This is a genomic window from Acinetobacter seohaensis (genome assembly GCF_056431365.1).
Map to the genome: position 1 here is coordinate 1 of NZ_JBWKMK010000144.1, position 12492 is coordinate 12492.

Annotated in this window: 10 protein-coding genes and 1 pseudogene; 5 read left to right on the plus strand and 6 right to left on the minus strand. The window is 40.5% G+C overall.

What is annotated here, in order from left to right; translation table 11 throughout:
* Window positions 1-104: 104 nt before the first annotated feature.
* The 4 genes and pseudogenes from AC07E5_RS14435 to AC07E5_RS14450 all read left to right on the plus strand — a co-directional run.
* Window positions 105-1124: pseudogene (locus AC07E5_RS14435) on the plus strand (sensor domain-containing diguanylate cyclase); the annotation flags it as partial.
* Between the two features lie 42 nt (window positions 1125-1166).
* Window positions 1167-2297: a TIGR00341 family protein gene (locus AC07E5_RS14440; protein WP_498625712.1), complete on the plus strand. Its 1131-nt coding sequence runs from the start codon at window positions 1167-1169 to the stop codon at window positions 2295-2297.
* Window positions 2298-2476: 179 nt separating this feature from the next.
* Window positions 2477-2854 carry a diacylglycerol kinase gene (locus AC07E5_RS14445; RefSeq protein ID WP_498625713.1) on the plus strand — a complete coding sequence of 126 codons (378 nt, stop codon included), beginning with the start codon at window positions 2477-2479 and terminating at the stop codon, window positions 2852-2854.
* A gap of 58 nt (window positions 2855-2912) precedes the next feature.
* Window positions 2913-3596, plus strand: a complete 684-nt coding sequence (locus AC07E5_RS14450) for a phosphatase PAP2 family protein (protein WP_498625714.1) — start codon at window positions 2913-2915, stop codon at window positions 3594-3596.
* A 9-nt stretch (window positions 3597-3605) separates the two neighbouring features.
* Here AC07E5_RS14450 and AC07E5_RS14455 read toward each other — a convergent pair whose 3' ends face one another.
* The 6 genes from AC07E5_RS14455 to AC07E5_RS14480 all read right to left on the minus strand — a co-directional run bounded on the left by AC07E5_RS14455 (window position 3606) and on the right by AC07E5_RS14480 (window position 12029).
* Window positions 3606-4916 carry an ATP-binding protein gene (locus tag AC07E5_RS14455; protein WP_253103867.1) on the minus strand — a complete coding sequence of 437 codons (1311 nt, stop codon included), beginning with the start codon at window positions 4914-4916 and terminating at the stop codon, window positions 3606-3608.
* Window positions 4916-5593, minus strand: a complete 678-nt coding sequence (locus tag AC07E5_RS14460; RefSeq protein WP_104852307.1) for a response regulator transcription factor — start codon at window positions 5591-5593, stop codon at window positions 4916-4918. The genes AC07E5_RS14455 and AC07E5_RS14460 overlap by 1 nt, the downstream gene beginning before the upstream one ends.
* Before the next feature lies 1 nt (window position 5594).
* Complete coding sequence (locus AC07E5_RS14465) at window positions 5595-7307, minus strand: phosphoethanolamine transferase (protein WP_498625716.1); 1713 nt, start codon at window positions 7305-7307, stop codon at window positions 5595-5597.
* Window positions 7308-7547: 240 nt separating this feature from the next.
* Window positions 7548-8249, minus strand: coding sequence for a VIT1/CCC1 transporter family protein (locus tag AC07E5_RS14470; protein WP_096902719.1), 702 nt, complete (start codon window positions 8247-8249; stop codon window positions 7548-7550).
* 856 nt (window positions 8250-9105) lie between these two features.
* Window positions 9106-9498, minus strand: a complete 393-nt coding sequence (gene cueR / locus AC07E5_RS14475) for a Cu(I)-responsive transcriptional regulator (RefSeq protein WP_004970532.1) — start codon at window positions 9496-9498, stop codon at window positions 9106-9108.
* 59 nt (window positions 9499-9557) lie between these two features.
* Complete coding sequence (locus tag AC07E5_RS14480; protein ID WP_096902718.1) at window positions 9558-12029, minus strand: heavy metal translocating P-type ATPase; 2472 nt, start codon at window positions 12027-12029, stop codon at window positions 9558-9560.
* A gap of 149 nt (window positions 12030-12178) precedes the next feature.
* On the opposite strand from AC07E5_RS14480, the gene AC07E5_RS14485 reads away from it, so the two are divergent.
* Window positions 12179-12373, plus strand: coding sequence for a heavy-metal-associated domain-containing protein (locus AC07E5_RS14485; RefSeq protein WP_004970528.1), 195 nt, complete (start codon window positions 12179-12181; stop codon window positions 12371-12373).
* Window positions 12374-12492: the final 119 nt, after the last annotated feature.

Genomic DNA, 12492 nt, shown 5'->3' on the forward strand with positions numbered 1-12492 from the left:
GATCCATGCACGTGTAGCAGTTCTTAACAGATTTACGGAATTAGGTCGACCACTTACCCAAGTTACGCCTTAAATTTGGCTCAATTAGGGGCGCTTTGCATTTCAAATCTTTGTGCAACAAAGCCATGCTGAATACACAATATGACTATAAAAAAAGTTATATGTATGTGATTGATCAACATAACCGTATTATTTTTCATCCAGATAAAAATCGTATTGGTGAAAAAATTATCAACAATACGGGGTTGGATTATATTAATCAGCATAAAAATGGCTCAATCCGTTTAAAAAATAGTTTAGGTATAGATAATTTGGCAGGTTTTGCACATATTCCAAGTGTCAATTGGATTGTGGTTTCTCAGCAGCCGACAGAGGATTTACTTGCACAAGCCAATATCTTGATTTTAAAAGTATCGGTTGGAATCTTTATTTTTTACTTATTTATTTTCTTATTGGTTTGGTATATCTCAAGCTTTATTTCTTCACCTTTGAACCGCTTGGCACGTATGGCAAGTATGCTGAATCAGGCTGAAATTCAAGATAAAATTAAAGAAGTCGACCCGTGGTATTTCGAGGTATTAAAGTTTAGAACCTCATTATTACTCAGTTCGGAAACCTTTAGTCATCGGATTGCGGAGTTAAAGCATCACGTCAATACTGATCCATTGACAGGTTTATATAACCGTCGTGGGATGCAATTATTTTTAAATGAGTTGGTCAAAACCCGAACTGAGTTTGCAGCATTGTCTATTGATATTGATTTCTTTAAGAAAGTTAATGATCACTATGGGCATGATCAAGGTGATATGGTACTGCAAACGCTCGCCCAAATAATGCAAACTAATTTTAGGGATCATGATATTTGTTGCCGTTCTGGGGGCGAAGAGTTTTTAGTGCTGATGACGACTGCCGACCCAAGTGTGGCATATAAAGCTGCGGAGCGTTTAAGAAAGACCATGCAACAAACCAATATTAATGGTATGGGTGAAATTACCATCTCAATTGGTATCGCATTTTGGTTTAAAGATGCAGAGGATATTTCTGAAGTGCTTAAACTTGCAGATAATAAATTGTATGAAGCCAAACATGCTGGGCGGAATTGCACAAAGTCTACGGCTACATGAGAATTTGGATAGATTCCTATTCAGCTAACACAGAGGCATGCGATGGAAAAAGATCAAGATCCAACGATTGTGGTTGAAGACAGTCCTGAACAAGAAAAATATGAACTTCTGAAAGAAAAGCTGAAATACAAACAAGCGGAGCGCGAAAACTCTAAAAAGATTGATCATAAACAAGTACGGCTGAATATTCAGGCCGATGCCTTGCCAAGCAAAACCTTTTTTATAATGAATGCTTTGGCAGCTATTATTGCAGGCTATGGTTTATTGTCTGATTCAGCTGCAGTGGTGATTGGTGCAATGCTGGTTGCGATGATGCTTGGTCCTATTTCAGGTATGGCTTTAGCATTTATTGATAATCGATGGTTGTTTTTTAAAACAGCATTTAAAACCTTAGTTTTAGGTGTTTCGATGATTGTCAGTATTGGCATCATTTTAGGTCTTATCAATATTAACTTACCTATCACCCATGAAATTCTGTCTAGAACTCAGCCTACCATTATGGATTTAATGATTGCACTTGCGGGTGGTGCAGCAGGGGCATTTGCAGCCGTTTCACCACGTCTGTCTGTGGCTGTTGTTGGCGTTGCAGTTGCGACTGCTTTGGTACCGCCGCTGGTTGCAAGTGGCATATTAATTGCGCATCTGGAATGGAAACATGCAGCAAATGCTCTGCTGTTGGCACTGACCAATATTGTTGCTATTCAAATTAGTTCTTCACTGGTGTTATGGGCAGCTGGTTTTAGACGCGGTTCAGATGAAGAAGTAAATAGCACAGTAATTGAATTTATTAAAAGAAATATCGTGAGTCTTTTAGTACTTTTTGCGCTGGGTATCTATTTAAGCTTTAACTTTATGATGATGTTAAATAAACAGATGTATGAACATCAGGTAGAAAGCTTGATTGAAAGTCAATTTAATCAACATAATAATTTGATTGATACGGTGCAGTTTGATCGGCGTAAAGAGATGACTTTAATTCGCGTAGTCTTGCGTGGAGATATAGCGCCAAAACCTCAACAGATTTCTGCATTGAATCAAAAATTAGCACAAGACCCACGTGGAAAACCAAGTGTGGTTCAAGTGCGCTTTATTCCTGTGCAAATTATTCAAGCCAAAGAAAGTCCTGATTTTGATATTAAGCAAGTTGAAGCCGAGCAATTGATACAACCTTAGATTCAACAATAAGAAATTGATGGTATTTACAGCTTACTTTAGATGGAGTCTTATTATTCAATAGGCATTCATAATGTTACATATTACACAGATTTAATTTAATAGTCTCAAAAGGTTATATTTAAGCCAATTTTAAGCTAAGTGACTTAACATCGGATTTATTTCAAATCAGATTCACTATGCTTCCACGCTCTCCTTACAAAGGCACTTCTGGTTTACAAAGGATTTTGAATGCCACAAGCTATTCTTTGGCAGGGTTTAAAGCCGCCTTTCAAAATGAAGCGGCATTTCGGCAAATCATTCTGATTAATTCACTGCTGATTCCACTCAGTTTTTTCATGCCTGTTAGTCGTGTCGAACAAGTGATCATGATCGTGGTGTGTTTACTTGCCATCATTGTCGAACTGATTAATTCAGCCATTGAAGCTGTGGTCGATCGTGTTTCAATTGAGCAACATCCCTTGTCTAAAAATGCCAAAGATATGGGCAGTGCAGCGCAATTTGTTGCTTTGGCAATTATCGCATTGACTTGGGGCGCATGCCTGATTCCTGCTTAATCCCTTAAAAACAAGCATAAAACAGACTTTAAAATAGATAGTGAGTTGAGTATTCTTCATGCGGCATCAGCATTCAAAATTTTTACTTCTTCAAGCAATTTTACTCCTTCTGAGTTTGCTGATATTGCTCAATTTATTTAGCGTTGCAGGCAGGCTAGATTTACACCTCATTCAACCCTTCGTGGATGCTCATGCAGAATTTCCACTTCGACAAAATTGGGCATTGGCTGAATTAAATCATCGTTATGTCAAATATATCCTGATTGCAGTATATCTGAGCTATTTGCTGGCTTGGTTGCTGTCTTTCAGATTTCAAAAATTACGTGCTCGTCGTTGGGAGTTTGGCTATTTCTTTTGGATGGTGGTGATTTCGACCAGTGTGATTGCAATACTTAAATCACAGTCGGCACATGCTTGCCCGTGGGATATGAGCATTGCCACAGCGCATGGTGTTCGGCGGGATTTAAGTGCAACGGCAGGGCATTGTTTTCCAGGGGGGCATGCCTCAAGTGGTTTTGCTTTATTGGTAGGATATTTTGTTTATCGGGCTGCTCAACCTAAACGTGCTTATTTTTTCTTAATTGCAGCATGTATTTTAGGCATGGGGATGGGCTGGGCGCAAATGATGCGCGGGGCACATTTTTTTAGTCATAATCTTTGGACAGGCTGGATTACTTGGTGTTTGAATGTGGTTGCCTATGCATTCTTGGCGCATAAATTGCATACTCAAAATCTAACTTAAAACCCGATCTTAACGCATCGGAAATTTAACCTGCACACATAAACCACCTAAACTGGCACTTTTAGAAAACTCTAAACTTGCACCTAAGCGTTGGGTGGCTTTATCTACAATAGATAAACCTAAACCACTACCAATTTCCGCATGGTTATGAATACGGTAAAAACGCTGTCGAATTTGATTGAATAGTGCGGGGTCAATGCCTGCACCACTGTCTTCAATTTGCAAAATTGCATGTTGTTCTTGCTGAAAAATAGTCACATTAATCACGCCTTGTTTGGGGGTATATTTAATCGCATTATCAATTAAATTATAAATAATGGAATGCAAAGCAGAACTTTGTCCATGAATATTCAACTCTTGGCGTTGTTCGACACCTAAATCAATATCTTTTTGCAATGCCAATTGAATGAGCTGTTCCACACAGGCAATGGTCATTTGATTTAAAGATAGAGCTTGATCGCTTTCAATTAGACTATCTGAGGCATCTTGCTTGGCTAAGCTTAATAACTGATTGACCAAATGCTGTAAACGCAAAACCCCTTGGCTTAAATTATTGAGAGCATCACTATGTGGAAATTGCTGCAATAAAATTTGTACTTGTAAATTAAGTGCGGTGAGCGGGGTACGTAACTCATGTGCAGCATCGGCAACGAACTGGCGCTGTTCCTGCTGTGCGGCAGAAATTCGCGTAAATAACTGATTCATTTCCTGAATCGTGGGTGCAAGCTCGACAGGATAATCCAACATGTGAATCGGGCTGAGATCCTGCGCTTTACGACGTGCCAATTCGCTTTTAAAGTTATTTAGTGGTTGAAAATTATGACGAATCAGCCAACCCAAAGCCAAAAGGGCAAAGGGTAAAAATATTGCATAGGGAATAAACATATTTGCCGCTAATTCTAAAGCTAAATATTGGCGCACAGAGTTTTGCTGGCTAATTTGAATCTGTAGGGTTTCTTGCGGCAAAATATAGGTATGCCACAGTCCAACTTCGGTTTGATGATTATAAAACCCTGGTTTTTCTACGGGTTGTAGCAACACATCTTGAGGGTGTAATTGTGTTGTAGCATCGTCATATGACCAAATATCGACAAATAAGTCTTCTTCGCTATATCTCTGATTTAAATCGATTTGGCTCTGTGTAGGTTCAGGATGGTTCGCTGCAATGCGTTCTGCCAAACTTTGCATTTGTGCATCTAAAATTTCATTCATTTCTTCTAGGGCAATTCGATACGCTGCAAATACCAAAACGCAGCCCAACATGACACTAAAGATAGAAACATAAACAATCAGACGTTTTTGCAAAGAGTAGGATTGCATTAAATTTGCCCTAAACGGTAGCCCAAACCACGAATGGTACGAATAAAGTCCTTGCCAAGTTTGGCGCGTAAATGGTGAATATAGACTTCAATGGTGTTGCTGCTGACTTCACTGTCAAAATCATATAATTTATCTTCTAAATTACTTTTAGAGAAAATTTTATTAGGGTGGCTGACCAAAGCCATTAAAATTGCCCATTCACGATTCGACAATTCGATATATTCACCTTTGAATTTTGCCAAATGTTGTTCGGTATCTAAGACTAAATCGCCATAACTTAAAATATGTGCGGTATCGTTTACAGGATTTTGTGCGCCGCTACGTCTGAGCAGGGCATAAATTCGCGCCAGTAATTCATCAAATTCATAGGGTTTAATTAAATAATCATCTGCACCCTGATTTAAACCATCCACCCGTTGTTGCAATTGATCACGCGCAGAAATAATCAGCACGGGCAATTGTAGATGTAACTGGCGAATGTTTTTTAATACCTGCATGCCGTCCATCATGGGTAAGCCTAAGTCCAGCAACACCAACTGGATATCTTGCTGCTCTAATTGCTTTAAGCCATCAATCCCGTTGTTCACCCAAGTAACATCAAATTGCTGTAACTTGAGCAAGGTTTGGGTCGATTCGGCAATCATAAAATCATCTTCAATGATTAATATTTTAGGCATGTTACGACTCGTGCTGCGGTTGAGTGGTAGATGGGGCAGAACATTGATTCAGCATATCATTTTTCGGATCAATCACTTGGCTTTTTACATCTAGTAAGCTCAATAAACTTGGGAAAAGATTGTCCTGACTCAATGCTGTTTGGCGTTGTGCTTTTAAGCAATTCACTTGCGCAGCATTTTGTTGTTGCCAAGTTTCTGAAAACCACATCAGCATCGGTACATGAGTTTGTTGAGTGGGTGCCATAGAATACGGTGCGCCGTGTAAATATAAACCATGTTCGCCTGTCGATTCTCCATGATCAGACAAATACCAAAAACTTGTTTGATAGTTTTTTTGTTGCTCTAAAGTTTGAATCAACTGACTTAAAACATGGTCGGTATAGACAATCGAGTTGTCATAGGTATTGCGTAAGGCATCGGCACTGCACCCCTGAATCGCATTGCTGTTACACGTCGGTTGGAAGGGTTGATAAGCTGCGGTTGAGCGTTTGAAATAAGCAGGTCCATGACTGCCCATTTGGTGCAATACAATTAAATGTGAGCGCGTGTCTTTCGGGTCCAGTTGAGCAAGATAAGCCTGTAAACTGTCTACTAAAATTTCGTCTAAACATTCACCGCTGGCATCACACCATTTTTGTTTTAGTTCTGCAGGAATTTGATATTGCTGCACCCGATCACAGGCACCTTTACAGCCTGAATTGTTATCAATCCAAGTGACTTGATAACCTGCACGCTGAGCAATATCCAGTAATCCTTCACGGTGACTTGCCAGTTGTTCATCATAATTTTGGCGTGGCATCCCCGAGAACATGCACGGCACAGAAACAGCCGTGGCTGTACCACAAGAGCTGACTTGAGTGAAATTAATCACAGGCAGCTTGGAGAGTTCAGGGTTGGTATTTTTTGCGTAGCCATTCAGCGAGAAGCTTTCAGCACGTGCAGTTTCACCAACCACCAACAGCATAATTTTGGGTGCTGTGCCTGTTTGCGCACGTTGAATTAAATGCGCATCTTCACCATAGCGCAGCAGCGGCAAATTCTGTTTAGGAGCTTTCTTTTTATAATACGATAGACTAGAGGTAATCGCATTTTGTGGAGAAAGCATGCCTTTTAAATCACGATGTTCACGGAAGATTGCAGCATAATCCACATAAAAACAGAACAATAAACCTAAAATCAGCACAATCGAAACCACACTGCCTAAGGTCTTTTGCAGTAATTGACGGGCAAAATGAGTCGGCTGAATTTTAACAGACCACACCAAGACCAATGGCAGTAGCACAAACAGCACACTCCAAACCACCAAGCGCACTGACCAAAGATCACGTACTTCACGTACATCGGTTTGCAGCATATTTTGAATTTGGTCTGCGGTAATCACCACACCTAAACTATTGACAAAATAAGCGCTGAATCCACCGACTACAATCAAAATACTGGCTAATATTTTGGCATTCCAACGCCAGTTCAGCCATTGCAGCAATAGGTTATACGCCGATATGATCACGATCACGGTTGCGCTCAATAAGCCTATGGCTTTAATGCCCTGATAAGGCGTGAATTGTTGAATTTTCTCATAAAATCCATAGTTCAATACCAAGCCTAACCATAAGGCAAGCAGCAGATTGAAATAGAATAATGAAATTGGTTTTTGCCAAAAGCGCAGTCGGGCAAAGAAAGACGGAGCAAGTGGTGATTGGGGCTGTTTAGACATCGTCAATGATTCAAAAGACTTTAAGATGCTTTAGTTTAAAATTTGAAACTTAAAACTGACTTAAAATTGTGGGCTGAATCTGTTGTAGTTTTATTTGATTAACTTTGAAGATAGAAGTTTTAGAGATATAAACTTTGCATGGATAAGCTGTTCATTCATGTTATTTCTGAAGCTTGCCCTATCTCTGAACATATTTTTATCCAAAGATAGGGCAGATTTTTATACTGAGTTTTCTAGATTTTAAGCCACAGCGACATGGAACATTGAACCAATCCACGCACTGAATACCATGGCGACAATACCCCAGATCATGACACGCAATGCACCTTTCCACATACTTGCGCCACCGACATAGCTGGCAAGCGCACCCATAACCCCTAGACTAATTACACCAACCAACATTACGCCTTTGTCTAACAGATGTTCAGGTAAGAGTAAAATAGACACCAACGGGAATAATGAACCTACAGTAAATGCCAATGCCGACGAAAAAGCTGCCATAAATGGCTGCGCTGAGGTGTGTTCTAAAATACCAATTTCGTCACGGGCATGGGCATCTAGAGCATTGTGAGCAGTCAGTTGTATGGCAACTTGTTCTGCCAATTCGGCATCTAAACCACGAATCATATAAATATTGGTGAGTTCTTTTAGTTCATGCTCTGGATTGAGTTTTAATTCGCGTGCTTCCATCGCAAGGTCATTTTGTTCAATGTCTTGTTGAGATTTCACCGAAATATATTCACCTGCTGCCATAGAAGCAGCGCCCGAAATTAAGCCTGCAATACAGGTAATTAACAATGTTTGAGAAGATGCACCACTGGCTGCCATCCCCACGACCAAACTGGTCACAGAAATGATCCCATCGTTCGCACCCAATACTGCAGCACGTAACCATCCAGACCGTTCAATATAGTGTTTTTCGAGGTGGTAAGAATGTGGCATAGATCAAACTCTCTTGTTATTCAATTTTCGTTTATTGATGTGTGATATAGCATAAATCATTCTAAAAAATTTATCGTTTAAAAATGAGAGGTATTTCACAAAATAGATGAAGTCGTAATGTGGTTTTTGAGTTTGAGCTTGGAGTTTTTTATAAAATTTCCTTAAATTTCAACTTTTAAATGCCTTAAAAAATGATCAATAGCTTGTAAGATGATAAAAGAGATTGATTCAATCAGGCTTGCAAGTAAATAGGAAATATCGTGATGTCTTTTCAGAATATTGTCGTACCTGTAGTGAGCGAAGTCAGTCTAAAAACCATTCATCGGTTGGGTGCAGGGTAAAGTATGCCTAAATTATCTCGTGACTTAGTATCGCCAGACGTATTTGACTTAAAGTCATTTATTTCTCCTCGCATTAGGGGTAGATGTCGCACTTGCAGAAGTCATACGTGGACACGGTACAATTTATGATGCAGAAGTCTGTGATGCTGCGGTTCGTTTAATTAATGAAAAAGGGTATGAATTACCGCGCTAAAATATGCGTAATGAATAGTGCTAAAACTTGATTGTTGTGCAGTTTATCGGAGAGATTCTTAAAAAGTGTTAAATTTATCTCGTAAATTGTTTAGAATATCTATCAATTCAAATTGTGTTTATATATAATCCGCTCCCATAAAGTAACAGATATTCCAAGTTTCCCCCCACACTTCCCCAAAGTGTGAGTTTTTTATGCTATGTATTAAAAAGATAGGGATGTAGATTTCCTAAGTTAAATTTAAGCTGACAGATACAACAATGGTTTCTAACAAGTGGATAACTGTCAGGTCTTGTTTGAATGGGGGAAGCTTAATTCCAAATCACTTCCCCAATTCAATATCTTTTAAAATCACACAATCTGCCTGTTCATCGCCAGAGCAATGATCTGCAGAGCTTTGCAACCAGTTCGCCATTTCCTGTAATTGCGTAATCTTCTGTTTTAAGGTTTCAATATGTTTAAGCGTGAGTTGCTTCACTTCTGCACTTTGTCGGTCAGCATTTTTCCATAAACCTAGCAATTCTTTCATTTGCTCAGAAGAAAACCCCAAATCCCGTGCATGCTTAATAAAAGACAAAGTTTTTAAATCTTGCTCAGAATAAATCCGATAACCCGAAGCAGAGCGTTTGGCGGTATCCAGTAAACCAATTTGCTCATAATAACGAATCATTTTGCTGGAAATACCCGATAGCTTAGAGGCTTGACCAATATTCATGTCACTTCTCTCATAAAAAGGGCGTAGAGCAATCTTCTAAACCCTTTTGTATGTTGCATTTAAATCTGTGCTGCTTGGAAATATTTTAAACGGAGCGCATTACCCAATACAAACACTGAAGATAATGCCATCGCGCCCGCAGCAAAAATAGGCGAGAGCAAAATACCTGCAAACGGGTATAGCACGCCTGCAGCAATTGGAATCAAGGCAATATTATAAATAAATGCCCAAAACAGATTTTGACGAATATTGCGGATGGTGGCTTTACTCAAAGCAATTGCATTGGGCACACCTTGTAAATTGCCCGACATCAACACCACTTCGGCTGCTTCAATCGCAACATCTGTGCCTGTGCCAATCGCAATTCCAACATCGGCTTGTGCCAAAGCAGGGGCATCATTAATACCATCACCCACAAAAGCCACACGTCCAAATTGCTGTTGTAATTCACGTACAACATCGACCTTGCCTTCAGGTAAAACCTCGGCCACCACATGATCAATCTGTAAACGTGCAGCAATTGCCTGAGCCGTATGTCGGTTATCTCCCGTAATCATCGCCACTTTTAAACCCAGTTGATGCAACGCTGCAATAGCAGCAAAAGTCGTGTCTTTAATTGGGTCTGCAACGGCAACAATGGCTGCCAGTTGTTGATCAATCGCCATATAAATTGGTGTTTTGCCTTCTTGTCCTAAACGTGCAGCTTCTGCATTAAAAGCGCTAACATCTAGCCCAATTTGTTGCATATAACGGTCTGCACCAATCTGAATACGTTGACCATTCACCAGTGCTTCAATACCTGAACCTGTGATGCTGTCAAATTCGGTAACAGGCAGTAAACTGACTTGCTTTTCTGTTGCAGCTTGCACAATCGCCAATGCAATAGGATGCTCAGACTTCGCTTCTACCGATGCCAAAAGTGCAAAGACCTGATCTGCATCAAAACCCGATTGCACATGAAAATCGGTTAATGTTGGTTTGCCTTCGGTGAGCGTTCCTGTTTTATCCACCGCGACCACTTTAACATCTTGCAAAAGCTGCAAAGCTTCGCCTTTACGAAACAGCACGCCCATTTCTGCGCCACGACCTGTTCCCACCATAATTGAAGTCGGTGTGGCTAAACCCATCGCACATGGGCAGGCAATAATTAGAACAGCGACTGCATTGACTAAACCAAAGGTTAGGGTAGGTTCTGGGCCAAAAATAAACCACACAATAAAAGTAAGTGCAGCCAATAACATCACGGCAGGTACAAACCACATGGTCACTTTATCCACCAAGGCTTGAATAGGTAATTTAGAGCCTTGCGCCTGCTCGACCATGCGAATAATTTGCGCCAACACCGAAGCTTCACCAATGGCAGTAGCACGAATATTTAGTGTGCCATTTTGGTTGATGGTACCGCCTACAACTTGATTGCCCACTTGTTTTGCCACAGGAACAGGTTCACCTGTAATCATCGATTCATCTATATAACTATGACCTTCGACTACTTCACCATCTACAGGAATACGTTCACCCGGGCGGATTTCGACAATGGTATTGGAACTGACTTCTGCCACAGGTACTTCAATGATTTGACCATCTCGATGAATACGCGCAGTTTTGGCTTGCATACCAATTAAATGCTGAATGGCTTGTGAAGTGCGACCTTTGGCTTTGGCTTCGAAATAGCGCCCTAGCAAAATTAAACTGACAATCACTGCCGCAGCTTCATAATAAACATGCACTGTGCCTTCTGGTAAAAGCTGTGGCATAAATGTCGCTACCAATGAAAAACTGTATGCAGCCAAAGTTCCCACAGCCACCAAAGAGTTCATATCAGGCGCAAAACGTAACAGCGCTGGAATCCCTTTTTGATAAAAACGACGTCCTGGTAACAGCAGCACCAATGTGGTTAAAGCAAATTGAATCAACCAACTTTGTTGTTGCCCAATATTGTGCATCACCCACATGTGAAAGGCGGGAATCATGTGTGAGCCCATTTCCAGAATAAATACAGGCAAGGCTAAAATCAGTGAAATTACTAAATCACGTTTCAGTTGTTGCTGTTCCAGATTCTTTTTATCGTGTTGTTCGTTAGAGTCGTGTTGCAGCAGTTTGGCGTCATAACCTGCTTTTTGAATCGCTCGAATCAGGTCTTGGCTAGAAACTGTGGCATTCGGTTGAATCCATGCGCGTTCAGTCGCCAAATTGACATTGGCTTGTTCTACACCAGACACTTTCTTTAAGGCTTTTTCGACACGTGCTACACACGAGGCACAGGTCATGCCATCAATAGACAGTTCTATTGGTTGAATGGCAGCTACATCAAAACCTGCACGTTGCACTGCCTTAATGAGCAGTGCACGGTCTAAAGGTTGCGATGCGTGAATCAGTGCTTTTTCTGTTGCAAGATTCACTTCAGCTTTTTCTACACCATCGACTTTTTTTAAGGCTTTTTCGACACGCCCGACACATGAGGCACAGGTCATGCCTTCTATAGACAAAGTTTCCTGATAGGGAGAGGCATTTGGGTGTTTTGCGTCCATGGTCGTCTCTATAATTTGGAGGATGTGTTTAGCATATAGATTGACACGATGGTAAGGTCAAGTAAATTTTAGCCCAAAATAGGCTTGACCTTGCCAGCATGGTAAGCTTTAAACTACAGTTCAACAAAGGCAGAAGTGTGGAGTTCGCAATGAAACTATTGATTGAAAATATGACTTGTGGCGGTTGTGCACGTGGTGTCACGGCAACCATTCAAGATGTTGATCCTGCTGCAAAAGTTGAAGTCGATTTAGCGACTAAAATTGTGACCGTGGAAAGCACTGCAACTGTAGATCAAATTACGGCTGCATTGGCAGAAGATGATTTTCCTGCACAAGTTCAATAAAACTGCATCATCTAAGAAGCTCCAATGTGTGAGCTTATCGTAAGGTCAATTGGTCAACTGACGAATTGACCTATTTTTTTGCCTGCCGATTTTTTCTCGTTGTTTTTTGATGTGACCAA